The 21583-nt window shown below is 74.7% G+C and carries 18 protein-coding genes; 8 read left to right on the top strand and 10 right to left on the bottom strand.

Going from position 1 to position 21583, the window contains the following annotated elements:
* Positions 1-5 precede the first annotated feature (5 nt).
* From AB0H28_RS15995 to AB0H28_RS15970, 6 genes are all read right to left on the bottom strand, one after another.
* On the bottom strand, positions 6-833 hold the full coding sequence (locus AB0H28_RS15995; RefSeq protein ID WP_358039829.1) for an alpha/beta fold hydrolase: 828 nt from the start codon (positions 831-833) through the stop codon (positions 6-8).
* A complete protein-coding gene (locus tag AB0H28_RS15990) occupies positions 830-2239 on the bottom strand; it encodes an NAD(P)-binding domain-containing protein (protein WP_358039826.1) in 1410 nt (469 codons plus the stop codon). The genes AB0H28_RS15995 and AB0H28_RS15990 overlap by 4 nt, the downstream gene beginning before the upstream one ends.
* A gap of 475 nt (positions 2240-2714) precedes the next feature.
* Positions 2715-3416, bottom strand: a complete 702-nt coding sequence (locus AB0H28_RS15985) for an endonuclease/exonuclease/phosphatase family protein (RefSeq protein WP_358039823.1) — start codon at positions 3414-3416, stop codon at positions 2715-2717.
* 1 nt (position 3417) lies between these two features.
* Positions 3418-4365 (bottom strand): ROK family glucokinase, encoded by a 948-nt coding sequence (locus AB0H28_RS15980; RefSeq protein ID WP_358039820.1) that lies wholly within the window; start codon positions 4363-4365, stop codon positions 3418-3420.
* A 73-nt stretch (positions 4366-4438) separates the two neighbouring features.
* Entirely contained in the window at positions 4439-5083 is a 645-nt protein-coding gene (locus tag AB0H28_RS15975) for a hypothetical protein (RefSeq protein ID WP_358039817.1), read from the bottom strand.
* 42 nt (positions 5084-5125) lie between these two features.
* Positions 5126-5581, bottom strand: a complete 456-nt coding sequence (locus AB0H28_RS15970) for an SRPBCC family protein (RefSeq protein ID WP_358039815.1) — start codon at positions 5579-5581, stop codon at positions 5126-5128.
* 98 nt (positions 5582-5679) lie between these two features.
* Here AB0H28_RS15970 and AB0H28_RS15965 point away from each other — a divergent pair, with 98 nt between their 5' ends.
* The 5 genes from AB0H28_RS15965 to AB0H28_RS15945 all read left to right on the top strand — a co-directional run bounded on the left by AB0H28_RS15965 (position 5680) and on the right by AB0H28_RS15945 (position 12645).
* A complete protein-coding gene (locus AB0H28_RS15965) occupies positions 5680-7488 on the top strand; it encodes a long-chain fatty acid--CoA ligase (protein WP_358039812.1) in 1809 nt (602 codons plus the stop codon).
* Positions 7489-7502: 14 nt separating this feature from the next.
* Positions 7503-9197: a GAF domain-containing sensor histidine kinase gene (locus AB0H28_RS15960; protein ID WP_358039809.1), complete on the top strand. Its 1695-nt coding sequence runs from the start codon at positions 7503-7505 to the stop codon at positions 9195-9197.
* A 7-nt stretch (positions 9198-9204) separates the two neighbouring features.
* The gene (locus AB0H28_RS15955) at positions 9205-9873 is read left to right on the top strand and encodes a response regulator transcription factor (RefSeq protein WP_007072219.1); all 669 of its coding nucleotides are present in this window, start codon (positions 9205-9207) and stop codon (positions 9871-9873) included.
* 200 nt (positions 9874-10073) lie between these two features.
* On the top strand, positions 10074-10886 hold the full coding sequence (locus AB0H28_RS15950) for an SAM-dependent methyltransferase (RefSeq protein ID WP_358039807.1): 813 nt from the start codon (positions 10074-10076) through the stop codon (positions 10884-10886).
* A gap of 85 nt (positions 10887-10971) precedes the next feature.
* Positions 10972-12645, top strand: coding sequence for a bifunctional diguanylate cyclase/phosphodiesterase (locus tag AB0H28_RS15945; protein WP_358040256.1), 1674 nt, complete (start codon positions 10972-10974; stop codon positions 12643-12645).
* Between the two features lie 124 nt (positions 12646-12769).
* Here the strand turns inward: AB0H28_RS15945 and AB0H28_RS15940 are convergent, their stop codons facing one another.
* The 4 genes from AB0H28_RS15940 to AB0H28_RS15925 form a co-directional block, all read right to left on the bottom strand.
* Positions 12770-13894 carry a glycosyltransferase family 4 protein gene (locus AB0H28_RS15940; RefSeq protein WP_358039804.1) on the bottom strand — a complete coding sequence of 375 codons (1125 nt, stop codon included), beginning with the start codon at positions 13892-13894 and terminating at the stop codon, positions 12770-12772.
* Positions 13891-15150, bottom strand: a complete 1260-nt coding sequence (locus AB0H28_RS15935) for a M48 family metallopeptidase (protein ID WP_358039802.1) — start codon at positions 15148-15150, stop codon at positions 13891-13893. The genes AB0H28_RS15940 and AB0H28_RS15935 overlap by 4 nt, the downstream gene beginning before the upstream one ends.
* Positions 15151-15258: 108 nt before the next feature.
* Positions 15259-15477, bottom strand: a complete 219-nt coding sequence (locus AB0H28_RS15930) for a hypothetical protein (protein ID WP_358039799.1) — start codon at positions 15475-15477, stop codon at positions 15259-15261.
* Positions 15478-15698: 221 nt separating this feature from the next.
* Positions 15699-17096, bottom strand: a complete 1398-nt coding sequence (locus AB0H28_RS15925; protein WP_358039796.1) for an NYN domain-containing protein — start codon at positions 17094-17096, stop codon at positions 15699-15701.
* A 126-nt stretch (positions 17097-17222) separates the two neighbouring features.
* Between AB0H28_RS15925 and AB0H28_RS15920 the strand changes: the two genes are divergently transcribed.
* The 3 genes from AB0H28_RS15920 to AB0H28_RS15910 all read left to right on the top strand — a co-directional run bounded on the left by AB0H28_RS15920 (position 17223) and on the right by AB0H28_RS15910 (position 21485).
* Positions 17223-18980, top strand: coding sequence for a DEDD exonuclease domain-containing protein (locus tag AB0H28_RS15920; RefSeq protein ID WP_358039793.1), 1758 nt, complete (start codon positions 17223-17225; stop codon positions 18978-18980).
* 129 nt (positions 18981-19109) lie between these two features.
* Positions 19110-20897, top strand: a complete 1788-nt coding sequence (locus AB0H28_RS15915) for an HD domain-containing protein (protein ID WP_358039790.1) — start codon at positions 19110-19112, stop codon at positions 20895-20897.
* 48 nt (positions 20898-20945) lie between these two features.
* Positions 20946-21485 carry an NUDIX domain-containing protein gene (locus AB0H28_RS15910; RefSeq protein WP_358039787.1) on the top strand — a complete coding sequence of 180 codons (540 nt, stop codon included), beginning with the start codon at positions 20946-20948 and terminating at the stop codon, positions 21483-21485.
* Positions 21486-21583 lie beyond the last annotated feature (98 nt).

Below are 21583 nucleotides of genomic sequence, written 5' to 3'. Positions count from 1 at the left end.
GGCGCTCACCCCGAGGTGGGCGCCGGGTCCTTGTCCAGCCAGTCCAGGATCGCGTCGATCGGCTCCCGCCAGCGGGCGTCGAGCATCAGGTCGTGACCCATGCCGGGGAAGAGCAGCGGGGCCGAGGCGTAGCGGCGGGCCGCCCTGGTCAGCGCGGTCGCCGGCAGGACGCGGTCGTCGGGGCTGCCCAGCACCAGCATCGCCGGGCTGCCCACCGCCGGCTCCGGCTGCCGGCCGGTGAGCAACTGCCACTGCGCGCGGCGACCGGCCCGGCCCAGCCGGGCCACGTGCCGGCGGGCGTCCGCGTCGGGCAGTTCCCGGCTGAACAGCTGCCGCCGGTTGAGCCGCAGCCCGGCGCCGAAGACCGCCGGCAGCGTGCCGGCCGGGTTGCGGCGCAGCGCCGCGCCGAACGTCGCCCAGTCGCCGAGCACCGGCGCGACCAGCACCGCCGCCCGGGCCGGGTAGCGGGACAGCGCGTGCGCCACCACCCGAGCACCGGCGCCGTGCCCCACCAGCACCGCCTGCCGCGGCAGGCTCGCCGCCACCTGCACCACGTCATGGGTGTACGCGCGCAGCGTCGCCTCCGGCGCCGGCTCGCTGCCGCCGTGCCCGCGCAGGCTCACCGCGTACGCCGGGAAACCGCGACCGGCGGCGTGGCCCAGCCAGTGCTCGGCGAACGCCCACGCGCCGTGCCCGAAGCCGGGCACGAACAGCAGCGGCGGTTTGGCCTCCTCCTGGTCCGGCATCGCGGCCAGCACCTCGCGGCGCACCGGCCGTTCCGGCCGGGCCCACTCCCAGGCGCGGACCACCCGCACCCGCCCGGTGGTGGTCATCTGGCTCCCTCCAGCTCGTGCAGCGCCTTCTGCAGGGCGCGCAGGTAGTCGGCGTGGCCGACCTCGAACCAGTGCCGGGTGCTGTCCTTGACCTTCGCCGAGTATCGCTCGCCGAGACCGGCGCGGACCCGACGGTCGAACGCGGCGACCCGCTCCGGTCGGGTGGCGCGCAGCGTGAGCAGTCGGGCGAAGAGCACGCTCTGCCAGTGCGAGATGGCGAAGATGCCGGAGTCCGGCTGGACCAGGCCGACCACGGCCAGCGTGGGAGAGCCCGCGCTGAACGCGTTCAGCCACAGCCGGGGCTTGCCGGAGCCGTCCTCGTCGCCGAGCACCCGGCCCTGCATGAACTCGAAGCGCGGCAGGTATCCGGTGGCGAAGACCACCAGCTCCGGGTCGATCCGCCGGCCGTCGGTCAGCTCGACGGTGCGGTCGTGGAACCGGGCCACGTCCGGCACCGGCGTGATCTCGCCGTGCCCGACGTAGTAGACGAGCTGGCTGTTGGCGATCGGGTGCGTCTCGTAGACCCGGTGGTCGGGCTTCGGCAGGCCGAACCGGGTCAGGTCGCCGACGGTCAACCGCAGCGTCCAGTGGTAGAGCCACTGCCGCACCCGCAGCGGCACCCGCAGCGCCAGCAGCGTGTCGTTGACCTGGTCGGCCGGGCGGCCGAGGACGTACTTCGGGGCGTACCAGTAGCCGCGCCGGGTGGAGTGCCAGCAGTGTGACGCCTGCTGGGCGGCCTCCACCGCGATGTCGCAGCCGGTGTTGCCGGCGCCCACCACCAGCACCCGCTTGCCCCGCAACTGGGCCGGGTCCTTGTAGGACGAGGCGTGCATGACGTCGCCCCGGAACTCCGCCAGCCCTTCGTACCGGGGCAGTTTGGGCGACCAGTTGTGGCCGTTGGCCAGCACCACGCCGGCGTACCGGGAGGTGCGCTCCGGGCCGTAGCCGCCGGTGCTGCGGGTCGTCACGTCCCACCGGTCGCCGTCGACCGGCTCCACCCGGACCACCTCGGTGCCGAACCAGACGTGCTGGCGCAGGTCGAAGTGGTCGGCGTAGCGCTCGAAGTAGGACAGCAACTGGCTGTGGTGCGGGTAGTCCGGCCAGTCGTCGGGCATCGGGAAGTCCGGGAACTGGGTGAACGGCCGGGACGAGATGAGGTGGGTGCTGGCGTACACCGGGCTGCGGTCGTGCCGCCAGTTCCACGCCCCGCCGACGCCGGTCTCCCGCTCGTAGCAGTCGACGCCGAAGCCGGCCTCGCGGAGGTTCTTCACGGCGGTCAGCCCGCTGGCGCCGGCGCCGATGACGCAGACCGTGTCGCCCCGGTCGGAGACCGGCCGGTCGTCCCGGCTCGGGGCGGCAGTGGCAGCCGTGGCGTCCGGGCGGCCGGGATCGGTGGAGGAGGGCACCGGGAATTCTCCTTTTGTGCGGCACGCATGCCGGTCGGTGCGAAATCCTGCCGACAATGCCCGCCGTTGTCCAGCCGTTCCGGACCTCGTGCGGGCATCGCGGCGCTCGATGCCACGATCGGCCTGACGCACGGTCACCACGCCCGGCTCACCCAACGTGAGGGCGAGGCCGCGCCGGAGGCGTACCTGCTCCGCGCCTTTGCTCTGCAGCCACGGACGCAGCACGGACGTGAGCTGGGCAGACCGGCGCGGGCCGGCGGTTCGCGGCCGACTGCCGCGATCACCATGGGTGACTGCTGCGCAGATGGCCGCAGAGCAAAGGCGGCGGCGGGCGGAGTCCGCCGCTGGCCGATGCGTCACGCTCCGTCGTGACGTTCGGCGCGCCCGCCGGTGTCGCGCGGCACCGACACACCGCCGTCGCCGTCCGCGAGACACGCCCGCCCGCCCGCATGCGCGGGCCGCGGCGGGAGCGCGGTCAGTCGGCGGTCGGCAGCAGCAGATCGACCAGGACCGGGAAGTGGTCGCTGGCCCGGCGCGTGCGCGGGGTGTCGACCACGTCGTAGTCGACCACGCCGATCCGCGGGTCGACGAATAGCGCGTCGATGCGGCGCCGCGGGTCGGCGCAGGAGAACGTGTGCCGGTCGGCCCGGTCGGCGGCGACCGCGGCGTCGGTAAACCCCTCGGCCACGGTCCGCCAGGCCGGCCCGTCCGGCCCCTCGTTGAGGTCCGCGCCGGCCACCACCGGCAGTGGGGACGCGGCCAGTTCCCGCTTGAACGCCGCCGCCTGGGCGGGCCGCTCCGCCGGGTCCGTGGACAGGTGCGAGCCGGCCAGCAGGAAGCCGACGCCGCCCACCCGGCACCGTGCGTACGCGGCCCCGCGCAGGTGCCGCCCCGGGGTGAGCGGGTAGCGCGCGCACCGGGTGTCGGTGACCCGCACCCGCAGGCTGGTCAGCAGCACGTTGCCCAGCGACGGCAGCCCACCGGCGGCCACCACGAGGCCGAACGAGTCGGCGAGCGTGGCGCACTTCTGCCGCCACCGGAACCGGCGCGGCCCCTCCTGGACGATCACCACGTCCGGCGCGGCCTCCCGGACCACCTCGGCCAGCGCGGCCGTGTCGTCACGCTGCGAGTGGACGTTGTACGACAGCACCCGCAGCGGCACCCCCGGGCCCGGCACGTCAGATCCGCCGGGCCAGGTCGGCGGCGCCGATCACGCCGGCGGTGTTGCCCAGTTCGGCCGGGCGCACCTCGGCCACGGGCAGGCGGCTGCGCTGGGCCAGCGCGTCGGCGAACGACCGCCGGGTCGGGCCGAGCAGCAGGTCCCCGGCGTCGATCACGCCGCCGCCGACCACCAGCACCTGCGGGTCGAGGATCTGCGCCATGTCGGCGAGGCTGGTGCCGAGCCAGCGACCCACCTGGGCGAACGCCTCGGTGGAGACCTGGTCGCCGCCCTTGGCCGCGGCGGTCACCATCGGGCCGGTGATCGCCTCGGCCTCGCCGTCGGCCAGCTCCAGCAGCGCGGCGGCCCGGTGCGGCTCCTGCCGGGCGGCGGCGCGGGCGAAGCGGACCAGCGCGCTGCCGCTGGCGTACTGCTCGATGCAACCGAGCCGGCCGCAGCCGCACTGGTGGCCGTCCGGCACGGTGAGCATGTGCCCCAGCTCGGCCGCGATGCCGTTGGCGCCCCGGACCAGCTCGCCGCCGAGCACGATGCCGCCGCCGACGCCGGTGCCGATGGTGAACATGACCATCGAGTCGTCGGCGTCGCGGGCCGCGCCGTAGCGGAACTCGGCCCAGGCGGCCACGTTCCCGTCGTTCTCCACGATCACCGGCAGGCCGGTGGCGTTGCCGACGTAGGAGCGCAGCGGCTCGTCCCGCCAGGCCAGGTTGGGGGCGAAGAGCACGGTGGAGCGGGAGGCGTCGATCCAGCCGGCCGCGCCGATTCCGACGGCCTCGACGGTACGCCCGGTGGACAGCTCGGTGACCACCTCGATGATGACGTCGCGGGTCTTGGCCACGTCGTCGGCGGGGGTGTCCCGGCGCGTCTGCACGAGCACCGCGCCGGTGTCGTCCACGACACCACCGGCCACCTTCGTGCCACCGACGTCGACTCCGATGGTCAGCGTCACCGCTGCCACTCCCCTCTGCTGTGCTCCCCCGGCACCGGCCGAACCGGCCGTGCGCTCCCGGGATGTCCGGTGGTCAGGCCCCGTCGCCTGGTGCGTCCGCGCCCGCCTCGCCGGGCGCCCGCGAGGCGGGCACCACTGGACTGCCGGCCGGCGGCCGGCTCGCCGCCGGCGCATCCGGCCCGGCGGCGTCGACGGGCGGTTCCGAGGCACCCGGGTCGGCCGCGCCCTCCCCCCGGGTGGCGGCGGCCCACACGTCCTGCTCGGGTGCCGGCTGAGAATCATGCCCGGTACGGGTCGCCTCGCGCCACACATGGTCGGCCGAGCCGGTCGGCGCGGCACCGGCCGGGGGCGCCGGTGGCGTCGGCTCCGCCGGTGCGGCCGGTCCGCCCGACGTCGGCGGCGCGAACGCCCGCAACATGCTGGCCACCCCCGCTGCGAGGTCGCCGGCGCCGGTGGCGAGCCGCTCGGCGAACTCCGGACTCGGGTCACGCAACGCCGCGATCCCGCGGCAGAGCGGACAGACGCAGCATTCCGGCGACCCGGTGGCGAAACCGGTGCCGGCGGCGCCCGGGCTGTGACCGAGGACACCCGAGAGGATCCCACCGAGCGGGCCCTGGCCCGCCCCGGACGAGGCGGCGGCGAGCCGCGCGGTGGCCAGCAGCGTGACGACGAGGCGCTCGGCCTCTTCCCGGGCCGAACCCGGATCGGTGGTGCCCATGGTTCGGCTCCTCAAGCGTGACGACCGGGACGGCGAACGGGATCAGTCTGCCGCACCGGGTGTTTCTACCCGGTGCTTGAGCTGCTTCAACGCCGTATCCATGATCATTTTCTCGGCCTTGCGGCGGAACATGCCGAGCATCCCCACCGACAGCTCCACCTCGAGCGTGTAGGTCACCGTGGTCGTGCCGTCCGAATTGCCGAGAAGGTCGTACGACCCGCGCTGGGACCGCTGCATGCGCGACGGCGCGACCAGGTGCCACTCGATGCGGGAGATGTCCTCGGCGTACTCGTAGGCCAGCACGTACTCGTCGGCCAGCACACCCGCGTCCAGCGTGAACCGCACCTGACTGGCGTAGCCGTCCTCGTACTCCTCGACCACCTCGGCCCGCCGCACCGCCTCGGTCCACTCCGGGTAGCGGGGGAAGTCACAGATGACCGCCGCCACCCGGTCCGGTGACGCGCCGATGATGATCGACTGGGTGGAGGAGTCCGCCATGGGGGGAGGCTACCCGGCCGCCCGGCCAGGCGGGCGGGTAGGTTTCGACTGAGCCGACCAGGCCGGCCCGGCGCCGGTGCGAGCACGAGGGAGTGCAGGTGCGCGAGTTCTCCGTCCCGCCGATCGTCACCGTCGGCGACGCGGCCAACCTGACCGACCCGGTCTGGGAAAACGCCGAGGTCGCCCCGGACACCGTGCAGTTCGTCCGGGCCACCGGCGACTCCGGGCCCGCGGCCCGGGTCGAGGTGACCTGTCGACAGTTCCGGGACGAGGTGGTCGCGGTGGCCCGGGGCCTGGTCGCGGCCGGCGTCTCCCCCGGCGACCGGGTCGCGCTGATGAGCCGCACCCGCTACGAGTGGACCCTGTTCGACTACGCCATCTGGGCGGCCGGCGCGGTCACCGTGCCGATCTACGAGACCTCCAGCGCCGAGCAGGCCGCCTGGATCCTCGGCGACTCCGGCGCTGTGGCCGTGGTGGTGGAGAGCACCGCCCACGCCACCCTGGTCGCCGGCGTCCGGGACCGGCTGCCCGAGCTGCGCGAGGTCTGGCAGATCGAGCTGGACGCGGTGGACGAGCTGGTCACCGCCGGCGCGTCGGTGGACCCGGCCGAGGTCGAGGTACGCCGCTCGATGCTCAAGGCCGACGACCTCGCCACGATCATCTACACCAGTGGCACCACCGGCCGGCCGAAGGGCTGCGTGCTGACCCACCGCAACATCTACGCCGACATCGCCAACGCGGTGCCGGTGCTGCCGAACCTGTTCCGCGAGGGCGCCTCGACCCTGCTCTTCCTGCCGCTGGCGCACGCGTTCGCCCGGCTCATCCAGGTCGGCGTGGTGCAGGCCCGGGCCACCATGGCGCACTGCGCGGACACCAGCAACCTGGTCGGCGAGTTGCAGGACGTCAAGCCGACGTTCGTGCTCTCCGTACCCCGGGTCTTCGAGAAGGTCTACAACGGCGCGCGGCAGAAGGCCGAGGCCGACGGCAAGGGCTCGATCTTCGACCGGGCGGAGAAGGTCGCCATCGCCTGGAGCGAGGCCCAGGAGCTTCCCGGCGGGCCGGGGCTGGCGCTGCGCGCCCAGCACGCCCTCTTCGACAAGCTGGTCTACGGCAAGCTGCGCGCGGCGCTCGGCGGCCGGTGCCGCGACGCCATCTCCGGCGGCGCGCCGCTCGGCGCCCGGCTCGGGCACTTCTTCCGCGGCGTCGGGGTGACCATCTGCGAGGGTTACGGCCTCACCGAGACCTCGCCGGCCGCCGCCGCCAACCTGCCCACCGGCACCCGGATCGGCACGGTCGGCCGCCCGCTGCCCGGCGTCACCGTCCGGATCGACGACGACGGCGAGATCCTGATCTCCGGGGACATCGTCTTCCAGGGCTACTGGCACAACGAGGAGGCCACCGCCGAGGCGCTCACCACCGACGGCTGGTTCCGCACCGGCGACCTGGGCCAGCTCGACGAGGACGGCTACCTCAGCATCACCGGCCGCAAGAAGGAGATGATCGTGACCGCCGGCGGCAAGAACGTCGCCCCGGCGGTGCTGGAGGACCAGGTCCGGGCGCACCCGCTGGTCAGCCAGTGCGTCGTCGTCGGCGACCGGCAGCCGTTCATCGCGGCGCTGGTCACCCTGGACGAGGAGGCGCTGCCGAAGTGGCTGGCCGGGCAGGGGCGGCCGGAGACCACGAGCGCGGCCGAGCTGCGCGAGGACGAGGCGCTGCGGGCCGAGGTGCAGGCCGCGGTCGACCGGGCCAACCTGTCCGTGTCCAAGGCCGAGGCGATCAAGGTGTTCCGGATCCTGCCGCAGGACTTCACCGAGGCGACCGGCGAGCTGACCCCGTCGCTGAAGGTCAAGCGACAGGTCGTGCACAAGACGTACGCCACGGAGATCGCGGAGATCTACCAGCGCTGACTACCATCCGTCAGGTGCCCGCCTCCACATCCGGACTGCCACCGACGCAGCTCCTCGCGGTCGGCGCCCGCGCGGTCCTCCTCGCGCTGGTCGCCGCCCTGACTCTGTTCGCCACCCGCGACCCCGCCCAGCTCTGGTGGATCGCCCTGCTCGGCCTCGCCGGGCTGCCCGCCGTGCTCGCCCCGCAGCACCGGCTACTCGCTCCGATCAGCCGCTTCGCCGAGGTGGTGGTGCTCGGGCTGGCGGCCAGCCAGGTCGCCGCCGAAGCCCAGCTCACCGGCGTCGTCGACGGGCGGGGCGCCTCCGCGGTGCTGCCGTACCTCGCCGTGCCGGTCACCGTGACCGCGTTGCGCCGGCGGTTCCGCGAGGGCGCCGCGCTGCTCGTGGTGGCCGCGGCGACGCTGCTGGTCAGCGCCGCCTTCACCGAGGTCGGCGGCGAGGCGCAACTCGGCCAGGTCGGCTACCTGGCGGTCTGCACCCAGTGGCTGATCCTGGCCGGCCTCGGCCTCTACACCGCCGGCACGTTGCAGCGGGTGATGCGGGTCCGCGGCGAGGGCAAACCCCAGCCGTACGCCGAGGCCACCCGACTGCTGACCCAGCTGCGCACGGTCGCCCGCCAGCTTCCCGGCGCCACCCTCGACCCGGGCGGCATCTCCGAGCACCTGCTGGAGGAGCTGCGGGTGGTCGCGAAGACCGACCGTGGGGCGGTGCTCTCCGCCAGCGGCGGCGGCCGGCTGGTGGTGCTCGCCCAGATCGGCGCGGACCGGGTCGACTGGGAGACCACGCTCGACGCCGACTCGGCCATCGCCGACGCCTGGGCCAGCCAGCAGCCGACCGTCTCGGCCCGCTCGCAGGCCCGGTCCCGGCACTCCGGCGACGTGTCGGCGCTGATCGTGCCGCTGGTCGCCGGCGTGCGCACGGTCGGCCTGGTGGTGATCGAGGCGGACACCGGCGCCGCGTACCCGCCGCCGGTGGTGTCCCGGGTCACCGCGCTGACCGGCCCGGCGGCCCTGCGGCTGGAGGCGGCGCTGCTCTTCGACGAGGTGCGTTCGCTGGCCACCAACGAGGAGCGGCAGCGGCTGGCCCGGGAGATCCACGACGGGGTGGCGCAGGAGCTGGTGATGGTCGGCTACGGCATCGACAACGCGCTGGCCACCGTGCACGACGACGCCGAGGAGACCGCCGACTCACTGCGCACGTTGCGCCAGGAGGTCACCCGGGTGATCACCGAGTTGCGGCTCAGCCTGTTCGAGTTGCGCAGCGAGGTGGACCGGCACGGCGGCCTGGCCGCCGCCATCGCCGAGTACGCCCGCACCGTCGGCGCCTCCGGCGGGCTGCGGGTGAACCTGTCGCTGGACGAGTCCACCGCCCGGCTGCCGGCCGCCACCGAGGCCGAGTTGCTGCGTATCGCCCAGGAGGCGGTCACCAACGCGCGCAAGCACGCCGGTGCGTCGAACCTCTGGGTCACCTGTGAGGTGGATCCCCCGTACGCCCGGATCGAAGTGTCGGATGACGGTCACGGCATCGGTGACCAGCGCCCCGAGGGGCACTATGGTCTTGCGATCATGGCGGAGAGGGCGGAACGTATCCGAGGCCGGTTGGAGATCAGGCCGCGGCAACCCAGCGGCACAACCGTGGCGGTGGTACTCGGCTCGTCGCCCCGGCGCGATAAGGTGCGCGGCAGCGCCGCAGCAGCAGAAGGGGAGTAACCCGAGGATGACCACCAGCCCGACACCGGCCACCCGGACCAAGGTTCTCCTTGTCGACGACCACGACCTGATCCGCAAGGGTCTGCGACACGCCTTCGAGCGGGACCGGCAGTTCGAGGTCGTGGGCGAGGCCGCCACCGCCGCGGAGGGGGTGCGCCAGGCCGGCGCGCTCCAGCCCGACGTGGTGATCATGGACCTGCGGCTGCCCGACGGCAGCGGCCTCGAGGCCACCCGCGCGCTGCGCAAGTCCAGCGCCTCGATGGGCATCGTCGTGCTCACCATGTACGCCGGCGACGACCAGCTCTTCGGCGCCCTGGAGGCGGGCGCGAGCGCGTTCGTGCCGAAGACCGCCCCGGCCGACGAGGTGGTGGCCGCCGCCCGGCACGCCGCCTCCTCCCCCAGCGCGTTCACCGCGGCCGACCTGGCCGAGGCGATGAAGCGCCGGCTGGCCCCGTCCGGCCCGCAGCTCTCCCCGCGCGAGGGCCAGGTGCTGCGGCTGCTCGCCGACGGCATGAGCGTGGCCGGCATCGCCAAGCAGCTCTTCGTCAGCGAGTCGACCGCCAAGACCCACATCTCCAAGCTCTACGAGAAGCTGGGCGCGGCCAACCGGGCCCAGGCGCTGATGACCGCGCTTCGGCTGGGGCTGCTGGAGGCACCCGACGCGCCGAAGTTCTGACCCCCCGCAACGCCGGAGAGACCCCGCCCGCACGCCGGGCGCGGGTCTCTCCGCCGTTGCGGGTGGCGACGACCGCGCAGGGTGAGCGGCCGGACGCAGAGCGACGGTGGTCTTTGCACCACGACGGCGGGCGGGCAGAATACCCGGGTGATCCGCGCGGCGGTGAGGCCGCGAGTCGCCGACACCCAAGGGGCAGGGACATGCAGCGGCCGGACTGGGCACCCGAGACGATCGACATCGAGCGCCCGAGCGTCGCCCGCATGTACGACTACTACCTGGGCGGGTCGCACAATTTCGCGGTCGACCGGGCCGCCGCCCGGGCGATGGTGGAGGCGGTGCCGGAGGCCCCGCTGATGGCGCAGGCCAACCGCGCCTTCCTCCGCCGGGCGGTGCACCACCTGGTCGAGGCCGGGGTGCGCCAGTTCCTGGACATCGGCTCCGGCATCCCCACGGTCGGCAACGTGCACGAGATCGCCCAGCGCGTCGACCCGGAGTCGCGGGTGGTCTACGTCGACGTGGACCCGGTGGCGGTGGCGCACAGCCAGGAGATCCTGGCCGGCAACGAGCGGGCCGTGGTGATCCAGGAGGACCTGCGCCGCCCGGAGGCGATCCTGCGCCACCCGGACGTCACCCGGCTGCTCGACTTCTCCGCGCCGGTCGCGGTGATGATCGTGGCGGTGCTGCACTTCGTCCCGGACTCCGACCGGCCCGAGGAGATCCTCCGGACGCTGCGCGCGGCGCTCGCGCCCGGCAGCCACCTGGTGCTCTCCCAGGCCAGCGACGACGGCCGCGACGACACCGGCGAGCGGGCCGAGGCGGAGCGGGTCTACCGGCGCACCGACAGCCAGCTGTTCATCCGCGGCCGGGCCGAGCTGACCGCGCTCTTCGCCGGCTTCGAACTGGTCGACCCGGGCGTGGTGTGGGTGCCGCAGTGGCGGCCGGACGCACCGGAGCAGGCGGAGCACGCCGAACGGGCGGTCTTCATGGGCGGGGTCGGGCGGCTCGGTGGCTGAGGACGTGGACACGCCGGCGGATCGCCGTCCCGGCGTCTTCGCCCGGGCGTGGGCCAAGGCGGTCTCCGGGACCAGCTACCTGCCGATGACCCAGGCGCAGCTGGAGGAGATGCTGCAACGGCTCACCGACCGGTTGGCGCAGGCGCTGCGCGCCGACCCGTTCGACCTGCGGATCGGCCAGCAGGTGGGGGCCGAGCTGGTGCAGTCGCACATCGCCTCCGCCGAGGGGCTGGGCCGCACCGTCGAGGTGATCCAGCTCCGCCTGGTACGCGACCTCGACCTGGTCGTCGACGATGTCGAGGACCGGATGGCCCGGCTGCTCGCCACCGTGGCCACCGGGTACGCGCGGGCGCTGCGCGACCGCACGCTCGACGAGCAGGAGTCCATCCGGCGGGCCGCCATGATGGCCCGGGCGCAGGCCGAACGGGCGCTGCGCGACAGCGAGGCCCGGTTCCGGCACCAGGCCACCCACGACCCGCTGACCGACCTGCCGAACCGCACGCTGTTCACCGAGCGGCTGACCGCCGCGATCACCTCGCCCGGCCGGGGCGCCGAGCGGGTCGGGGTCTGCTTCCTCGACCTGGACCGGTTCAAGGTCGTCAACGACTCGCTGGGCCACCAGGTCGGCGACGCGCTGCTGGTCGCGGTGGCGCAGCGGCTGCGCCGGGCGCTCGGCGAGCACCTGGTGGCCCGCCTCGGCGGCGACGAGTTCGTGATCCTCGTCGAGCGCACCGCCGGCACCGGCGACGTGGTCAAGGTCGCCGAGGCCGCGCTGGACGCGGTGCGCGAGCCGGCGCTCGTCGACGGGCACGAGCTGGCGGTCTCGGCCAGCATCGGCATCGTGGAGCGACCGGTCTCCGGCACCTCGCCGATGGAGTTGATGCGCGCGGCGGACAGCACGCTGCACTGGGCCAAGGCGGCCGGCGGGGCCCGCTGGTCGCTGTTCGACGCCGACCGCAACCGCCGGGAACTGGCCCGGTACGCGCTGGCCGCGGCGATCCCGGCAGCGCTGGACCGGGGCGAGTTCTACCTCGACTACCAGCCGCTGACGTCGCTGCGCGACGGCCGGGTGCTGGGCATGGAGGCGCTGGTGCGCTGGCGGCACCCGGAGCTGGGGGTGCTCCGGCCGGACAGCTTCATCCCGCTGGCGGAGGAGACCGGCCTGATCGTCCGGCTCGGCAGCTGGGTGCTGGCCGAGGCGTGCCGCGAGGCGGGCACCTGGGCGGCGACGGGCGGCGACGCCCCGTTCGTCAGCGTCAACCTGGCGGTGCGGCAGTTGCACCGCCCCGACCTCGTGCCCGAGGTGCGCGGCGTGCTCGGGCGCACCGGGCTGCCACCGGAGCGGCTGCAACTGGAGGTCACCGAGAGCACCATGATGAGCACCGTGGCCGAGCCGGTCCGGGCGCTGCGGGTGCTGGGCGACCTGGGCGTCCGGGTGGCCATCGACGACTTCGGCACCGGCTACTGCAACCTGGCCTACCTGCGTGACCTGCCGGTGAACGAGATGAAGGTGGCCGGTGAGTTCGTCTCCGGGCTGCGCGCGCCGGCCGGAGAGCCGGGTGGCCGCACCGACGAGCGGATCCTCGCCTCGCTGGTCGCCCTGGCCCACGCGCTCGACCTCACCGTGACCGCCGAGGGGGTGGAGACGGCCCACCAGGCGGAGCGGCTGCGCGCCATCGGGTGCGACGCCGCGCAGGGCTGGCACTTCGGCCGCCCCGGCCCCGCGGTGCAGCACCTACGCCGCGTGCCCGCGGCGTAAGGAGGGGCCCCTTCTTAACGCCTGCGGTAGAGAAGGGGCCCCTTCTCACACCTCGGGCCGGGTGCGAGAGCGCGCAGCGGGCCGGGCGCGGAGGGGCGGGCGGCGGGAGCCACTCGCGGGCGGGTCAACCGGCGAGCAGGGTGGCCATCCGCTCGGCCTGGGTCTCCCAGCGCCACTCCCGCTGCACCCAGGCGCGACCGGCGGCGCCGAACTGGCGGGCCAGGTCCCGGTCGGCGAGCAGGGTGGCCACCCGGTCGGCGAGCTGGGCGACGTCCCGGCCACGGACCACGTAACCGGTCTCGCCCTCGCGGACCGCGTCCGGCGCGCCACCGGAGTCGCCGGCCACCACCGGCAGGCCGGTCGCGCTCGCCTCCAGGTAGACGATGCCGAGCCCTTCGACGTCCAGGCCACGGTTGCGGGTGCGGCAGGGCATCGCGTAGACGTCGCCGGCGGCGTAGTGCGCGGGCAGCTCGGCCGAGGGCACGGAACCGGTGAACACCACGTCCCGCTCCACCCCGGCCTGCCGGGCCAGCTTCTCCAGCGTCGCCCGGTAGGGGCCGCCGCCGACCACCAGCAGCGCCGCGGCCGGCACCCGGCGGCGGATCTCCGGCAACGCCCGGATCAGCGTGTCCTGCCCCTTGCGCGGCACCAGCCGCGACACGCACACCACGACCGGCCGATCGGCGAGCCCGAGCCGCAGCCGGACCCGCTCGCCGTCGACGTCGGGGTGGTAGGTGTCGACATCGACCCCGGGCGCGAGCCGGCGCAGCTCGGTCAGCCCGTCCAGCGCCCGGGCCAGCCGGAGGCGGGTGTACTCGCCGAGGTAGGTGGTGACGTCCACGCCGCGGCCGATCCGGCGCAACGCCGACCGGGCGCCGGGCAGCGCCGCCCAGCCGACCTCGTGCCCGTGGGTCAACGCCACCGCGCGGCGGATGCCGGTGCGCCGGCGCAGCCCCGGCGCGAGCAGACCCAGCGGCGCCGCCGCGCCGAACCACACCGTGTCGCAGTCGTACGACCGGGCCAGGCGGGCCGCCCGGCGGGCCACCAGCGGCGTGGGCAGCAGCACCCGGGTGCGTTCCCGGACCACCTCGAACGGCTGGTCGGCGTCGAACTTCTCCGCCCCGCGCCAGCTCGACGCGTAGACCACCACCGAGCCGGGCGGCTGGCGTACCGCGAGGTTGTGCACGAAGGACTGGATGCCACCGGGCCGCGGCGGGAAGTCGTTCGTGATCAGCAAGGTGCGGCTCATCCGCCGTGCTCCCTGGCGTAGGCGCGGGCGGCGGCCATCCGCTCCACGGTGGACGGGTGGGTCGCCGACCACAGGTGTTCCCAGCGGGGCGGATCGGGGTCGGCCAGGTTCACCCCGGCCAGCCGACGCTGCATCGCCTCGAACGTCGCCGGGTCGCCGGTGAGCGCCAGCGCGTGCGCGTCGGCCCGGGCCTCCACCCGGCGGGAGACCAGCGCCTGCACCGGGGTGGCGACCAGACCGGCCACCGTGACCAGCGCGATCAGCAGCGGGAACGCGGTCGGCTGGGCGATCGAGTCGACACCGGCGAGCCGCAGCAGCGGCGTCCACGAGCCGACCAGGTAGAGGGCCACCACCGCGGCAGCCGCGCCGAGCGCGCCGATCAGCGTGCCGGTCCACACGTCTCGGTCCTTGGCGTGGCCCAACTCGTGCGCGACGACACTCGTCACCTCGGCCGGCTCGGCCTCACGCAACAGGGTGTCGTAGACCACCACCCGCCGGGTGGGCCCCAGCCCGGAGACGTAGGCGTTGACCGCGCGGGTCCGCCGGGACGCGTCGGCGACCAGCACGTCGCGCACCGGGACGCCGTCGCGGGCGGCCATGGTGGTCAGCTCGGTGCGCAGCGGACCGGGCTCCATCGGGGTGAACCGGTTGAACACCGGCTCGACCAGCACCGGCAGCACGAACGACAGCACCACCACGAGCGCGGCGGCGCCGGCCGCGCCGAACGCCCACCACCAGCGGGGGGCGAGCCGGACCACGGCGTAGAAGCCGAACAGGACCAGCGCGCCGATCACCGCGCTGACCGCGTACGACTTGAGCAGGTCGACCGCCCAGCCACCCCAGCCCTGGGTGCTGAGCCCGTAGCGCACCAGCACCGTGCGGCGCCAGGCGGAGAGGGGAAGCGTGAGCAGGTCGGCGAGGAACACGACGCCGAGCCCGCCGAGCACGGCCTGCGCGATCCAGTGCCCGCCGAACGGCCGGCCGGCCAGCTCGACCAGGCGCCCGCCCAGCGGGGTGAGGCCGAGCAGCAGCGCCACCACCAGCCCGAGCGCGAGCGCCGACCAGCCGGCCGGGCGCAGCGCGCCGTGGAAGGCCCGGCCCCGGGCCACCTGCTCGACCGGGAGCGCCCGCAGCGCGGCGAGCTGATCGGCGCGGGGCGCCGGCGGTCGGCTCCACGGCACCAGCAGCGCCACGGCCACGATCAGCGCCACCGCCAGCGTGGCGAGGGTCAGCAGCGCCCAGGCACGCGGCGTCACCGTCGCACCCCGCCGCCGTGATTCGCCCGCGTCATGCCGCTTCCCTCCGCCGTGACCGCCCATCCTATGGCCCGGTCCGGTCAGGCGACCCGGGTGCCCGGGACGGATTCAGGCGACCCGGCGGCGACCACCGGCCCGGCGGGGCGCGGGCGCGGTCGCCGGCGCCAGCACCTCCACGTCGAAGCCGGCGCGGGCGAACACCTCGATCGCCCGGTGTTCGGCCGGCCCGAGGTCGGCCGTCGCCGGGTCGGGGTCGAGCAGCGCGGTCACCAGACAACCGGCGCAGCCGGCGCCGCGGATGCCGCAGCCGTCGCAGTCGATGAGCATGGAACGCCTCCTGACGCGGTCGCCGGTGGCGGTCGGGAGAGGGACCACCACCGTCGGTCACCACGAGGATAGGCGGGGGGTACGACAGAACCGGACAACGAGGCAGCACCCACCCCGAAAACGATCATCCAGTCACCAGTACGCCGAAGTGGTGCGATCGATCCGCCCTGGACCCCGCCACCTCCCCGAGGTGGCGGGGTCGATCACCCGGTGCGCAGCGGTCAGGAGCGGGCGAGCCGGCGCAGCAGGGAGTCGGCGCCGAGCGGATACGCGCCATGCCGGCGTACCCCGTCGGCGACCTCGCGGTCGGAGGAGACCACCACCACCGGCCGCCCGGCCGGCTCGGCCCGGACCAGCCGCCGGATCAGCTCGTCCGCGGTCTCGCCCTTGCGCGAGAACAGCACCCGCACGCCGCGCGGCGCGGGCGGCAGCCCGTGGATCCGCTCGGCGCCGTCGAAGACCACGGTGACCTCGTCCCCGGTCTGCGCGGCGATCCCGCCCAGCCCGGTGATCAGCCGTTTGCGCTGCTGCTCCAGCGACATCTCGCCGAAGCCGCGCTTGGTGACGTTGTAGCCGTCCACCACCAGGTGCGCCCGCGGCAGGGCGAGGAGCTGGTCGAGGCGGGCCGGATCGTCGGTGTCGCGGGCCCGCGTCGCCGCACCCGCCGGGGCGGCGCCCGGCTGATCGGCGAACGCGTCGGCGACGAAGTCCGCCGGCAGCGCGTCCACCGGGTCGAGGGCCAGCTCCCGGCGCAGACCCACGGCCGCCTGGCCGATCGTCTCCAACAACAGCCACAGTCGGGCGTCGTCGACCGAACGCGCCTCCTTGGCGCTGGCCCGGGCCACCCCGGCGGCGGCCTCCGCCTCGGCCAGCCGGGCCCGGGCGCGGCGCAGCTCGGCGTCCGCGTCGGCCGCCGCGCGGGCCGCCCGGCCCCGCTCGGTGGCCAGCATCTCGGTGGCCTTGCGCTCCCGGGCCTGGGTCTCCCGCAGGGTACGGGCCAACTGGCGGGCCTCCTCGCGAAGCTGCCCCAGCTCCTCCCGCACCCGGGCCAGCTCGTCGCGCAGCTTCTCGGCCTCGACCCGGGCCACCGCCCGGTCGTGCTCGGCGCGGGTGGCCCGCTGTTCGGCCTCGCGGACCAGCTCGGCCACCACCGCGCTGTCCGCCTCGGCGCGCACCGCCTCGCCGCTGGCCTCGATCAGCTCCCGCCAGCCGAGGGGGCGGGCCAGGTAGGCCAGGGCGGCCACCTCGACCGGGTCGGCCGCGGCGGGCGCGGTGCCCTCCACCACCGCCGCGCCGAGGTCGCCGGCGTCGGCCAACACCCGGGCGCTGACCCGCTGCCGGAACAGCGGATCGGCGGCGAGCTGGGCGGCGATCACCGGAGCGCCGAGCCGGGCCCGGCGGTTCGGGGCGAACTTCGCGACCCGGCGCAGCGGCACCGGCACCTCGTCGCCGGGCAGTCCGGGCAGCACCGCGGCGGTCAGCGCGACGATCCGCTGCCGCACCGGCTCGGGAAGCGTGGGCTCGGGCTCGACGGTCGCGGCTTCCTCGCCGGCCCCGGGCACACCGACCACCGGCTCCTCCGGGGAGGAGCGGTCGTCGTGCGGCTCGGCGAGGGGCATGTGGCAAGTCTCCCACCCCGACCGGGCCCACCACCCGGTGAGTGAGCCGATCTCTCATCGTAGCCCCGTGGTATCGGCGGGACCGGAGTGACGCAAGTGTCGGACCGTGCCGTTACCGTCCCGCGGGTGACGGGAACGGAATACGTCCAGCAGGCCCTGGCCGGCCTGGACCGGGCGGCGGGCGGCGGCGTCGACCCCGCCCTGCCGCTCTACGCGACCACCTTCGTCGTGGTCGACCTGGAGACCACCGGCGGCGCGCCGGACGGCGGCGGGATCACCGAGATCGGCGCGGTCAAGGTCCGTGGCGGCGAGGAGCTGGGCGTGCTCGCCACGCTGGTCAACCCGGGCGTGCCGATCCCGCCGTTCATCACCGTGCTGACCGGCATCACCCAGGCCATGCTGCTGCCCGCCCCGCCGATCGAGCAGGTGCTGCCGAGTTTCCTGGAGTTCCTCACCGACGCCGTGCTGGTCGCCCACAACGCCCCCTACGACGTGGGCTTCCTCAAGGCCGCCTGCGCCCGGCACGGCTACGCCTGGCCCAACCCGCGGGTGCTGGACACGGCCGCGCTGGCCCGGCGGGTGCTCACCCGCGACGAGGTGCCCAACCGGAAGCTGGGCACGCTCGCCGCCTACTTCCGCACCGCCACCCGACCCAACCACCGGGCGCTGGACGACGCCAAGGCCACCGTCGACGTGTTGCACGGGCTGATCGGCCGGCTCGGCGGGCACCGCGTCGACACCGTCGGCGAGGCGATCGAGTTCGCCCGCGCGGTCACCCCGACCCAGCGCCGCAAGCGGCACCTCGCCGACGGGCTGCCGAAGGTTCCCGGCGTCTACATCTTCCGGGCCGCCGACGACCGGCCGCTCTACGTCGGCACCTCCGGCGACATCGCCACCCGGGTCCGCAGCTACTTCACCGCCGCCGAGAAGCGGGCCCGGATCTCCGAGATGCTGGCCGCCGCCGAGCGGGTGGAGGCGGTCGAGTGCGCCCACTCGCTGGAGGCCGAGGTCCGCGAGCTGCGGCTGATCGCCGCGCACGCCCCGCCGTACAATCGTCGCTCGAAGTTTCCGGAGCGCCAGGTCTGGCTCAAGCTCACCGACGAGGTCTACCCCCGACTGTCGGTCGTGCGCGGCCTCGGGCCCGCCGACACCGCCTACCTCGGCCCGTTCCGGTCCAAGCAGGCCGCCGAGCTGGCCGCCGCCGGCTTCCACGACGCGGTGCCGCTGCGCCAGTGCACCCACCGGCTCTCCCGGCGCACCACCATGCCGGCCTGCGCGCTGGCCGAGCTGGGTCGCTGCCCGGCGCCCTGCGAGCATTTGATCACCCCGGAGGAGTACGAGCACCGCGCCGCCGCCCCGTTTCGCACCGCCACCCGCGACGATCCCGCGGTGGTGGTCGACGCCCTGCTCGCCCGGATCGAGACGCTCTCCGCGGCCCACCGCTACGAGGAGGCCGCGGTGGTCCGGGGTCGGCTGGCGGCGGTGCTGCGCGCGGCCGTCCGGATGCAGCGCCTGGCCGCGCTGACCGGCATCGCCGAGCTGGCCGCCGCCCGGCCGGCCGCGCGCGGCGGGTGGGAGCTGGCCCTGGTCCGGCACGGCCGGCTGGCCGGGGCCGGAGTGTCCCCGCCGGGCGTCCATCCCCGACCGACGATCGCGGCGATCCGGGCCACCGCCGAGACGGTGCTGCCCGGGCCCGGCCCGGTGCCGGCCGCCACCGCCGAGGAGACCGAGCGGATCCTGTCCTGGTTGGAGCGGGACGAGACCCGGTTGGTCGAGACGACCGCCGGATGGGCGTCCCCGGTGGCCGGCGCGGGCCGCTTCCGCGACCTGCTGGCCAAGGCGGAGCACGGCGGCTCCCACCATTTCTCGACCGAACGCTCATGACCAAGTGTCCGATCGGACTACGTCGACTCCCTTAGGCTGTTGAAGGAGTGCAGTCCTGCCCGATTCGCGGGCCTGCTTCCGGTCGCCGGTCCCCCGACGGCCGAGGGCCGGGGTGAGGAGGTGTCCCAGGTGGACGTCGACGCCGGACACGGCGCCGCCCTGGGCGGTTCCCTTCCGACCCAGGGCGAGCTGCCGCTCACCCGCCGACTGCGCTCCCTGCTCACCTGGCCCGCCGCCGACAGCGACCCGGTCACCGCACTGGTCCGTGCCCACCGCGGCATCCACCCCAGCGCCGACGCGTCGGTGCTGCGCCGGGCCTACACGATCGCGGAGAACATGCACCGCGGTCAGTTCCGCAAGAGCGGTGAGCCCTACATCACCCATCCGTTCGCGGTGGCGCAGATCTGCGGCGACCTCGGCATGGACACCACCACGCTGGTCGCCGCGCTGCTGCACGACACGGTGGAGGACACCCGCTACACGCTCCAGGCCCTCCAGGAGGACTTCGGTCGCGAGGTGGCCCACCTGGTCGACGGCGTGACCAAGTTCGACAAGGCGTTCTACGGCAAGGCCGCCGAGGCGGAGACCGTCCGGAAGATGATCGTGGCAGCCGGCAAGGACGTCCGGGTGCTGGTCATCAAGCTGGCCGACCGGCTGCACAACATGCGCACCCTCGGGGTCCGCTCCGCCGCCTCGCGGGAGCGGATCGCCCGCAAGACGCTCGACGTGCTGGTGCCGCTCTGCGACCGGCTGGGCATCCAGACCCTCAAACGCGAGCTGGACGACGTGGTGCTGCTGCACCTGCAACCCGAGGAGCACGCGCGCATCGCCCGGTTCGTGCACGACCGGCCGGGCTGGGACGCCTACCTGGCCGACGTGGTGGCCCGCACCCGGGCGGCGCTTCGCCGCAGCCGGGTGGACGCCGAGGTGTCCCCCCGTCCGCGGCACCTCTACTCGATCTGGAAGGACACCGTCGCCGGCGCCCACGCCGCACCGTTCGACCTGCCCCGCATCGCCATCGTGGTGGACGGCCCGGCGACCGACTGCTATGCCGCGCTGGGCGCCGTGCACGGGCTCTGGCGGCCGGTGCCGGGCCGCTTCAAGGACTTCATCGCCTCACCGAAGAACAACCTCTACCGGTCGCTGCACACCAGCGTCTGCGGCCCGCAGGACCGCACCGTGGAGGTGCTGATCCGCACCACCGAGATGCACCGCGCCGCGGAATACGGCGTGGCCGCCCACTACCGCTTCCCCCGCGCCGCGGGCCGGGCCCCCGACCGGGCCGCCGAGTTGGCCTGGCTGCGCCGGGTGCTCGACTGGGAGCAGGACACGGTCGACCCGACCCAGTTCATGGCGTCGCTGCGGTGCGACCTGGCAGAGGCGCAGATCCAGGTGGTCGCCGACGGCCGCCAGGTGGTACTGCCGGCCGGGGCCACCCCGGTCGACCTCGCGTACGAGCTGGGCACCGAACGCGGCGACCATTGCCTCGCCACCCGGATCAACGGCCGGTTGGCTCCGCTCTCCTCCGAGTTGGAGGAGGGCGACGTGGTGGAGATCTTCACCGAGAACGACGCGGAGAGCGGCTTCGAGGCGGACGTGGCCCCGCGCGGGCCGCGCCGGGAGTGGCTGGGCTTCGTCAAGTCCCCGCACGCCCAGATGCAGATCAACAGGTGGTTCGCCGAGCACACCGAGCCGGGCATCTCGATCGCCGACAAGGTCCGTCTCGGCCGGGCCTCGATCGGCCTGGCGTTGCGCAAGCACGACCGGGGCCTGGCCAGCGACCTGCCGCTGCTGCGGCTCTCCGAGGAACTGGGTTATCCCGACCTGGAGACGCTGCTGGTGGCGGTCTTCGACCGCACGGTCGAGCCCGACACGGTGGTCCAGCAGTTGATCGATCTGGTCGACCACCGGCAGTAGCCGAAGGGCCTTCGCCCGTGGCCCTCGGCCGGCCACTAGCCTGGAGGCATGATCCCCCGCGCGCGTGCCACCGGACGGGCCCTCGGCTACCGGCTGTTCTACCGGCTCCCGGTCCCGCTGCGGCGGCGGCTGGTCCGGCTCGCCGTGCCGAAGTACATCGTGGGCGCGGTGACGCTGGTCCGGGACGCGGAGACCGGCGGCGCGGGACGGATCCTGCTGCTGCGCCAGCCACCCGGGCACAGTTGGAGTCTCCCGGCCGGTCTGCTGCAACGCGGCGAGGCCCCGGTGGTCGGCGCGGCCCGGGAACTGCACGAGGAGTCCGGTGTCCGGCTCTCCCCCGACCGGCTCCGCCCGGCCGTGCCGAACGCGGTCGTGCACGCCAAGGGTTGGGTGGACGTGGTCTTCGAGGCGGACGTGCCGGCGTCACGCACCGCGTTGAAGGTGGACGGGGCCGAGGTGTTGGAGGCTGCCTGGCACCCGGTGGACGACCTGCCCCGGCTCAGCCGCGCCACCGCCAACCTGCTGGCCCACTACGGCATCGGCCCGCACGCCGGCCCGGTCCCGCCGGCGGCGCCACCGGCCTCGTGACCCCCGTCGATGCGCGCACCCCGGCCTCGGACGGCCCGGCGCCGGCCGGGCGGACGGTCGACGACCGGGCACCGGGCACCGGAACGACGGGTGACCGC

This window comes from Micromonospora sp. NPDC050980, from assembly GCF_040653835.1.
Lineage (GTDB): Bacteria > Actinomycetota > Actinomycetes > Mycobacteriales > Micromonosporaceae > Micromonospora.
The sequence above is the reverse complement of the archived record's forward strand: the minus strand, read 5'-3'. Positions and strand labels throughout refer to the sequence as shown.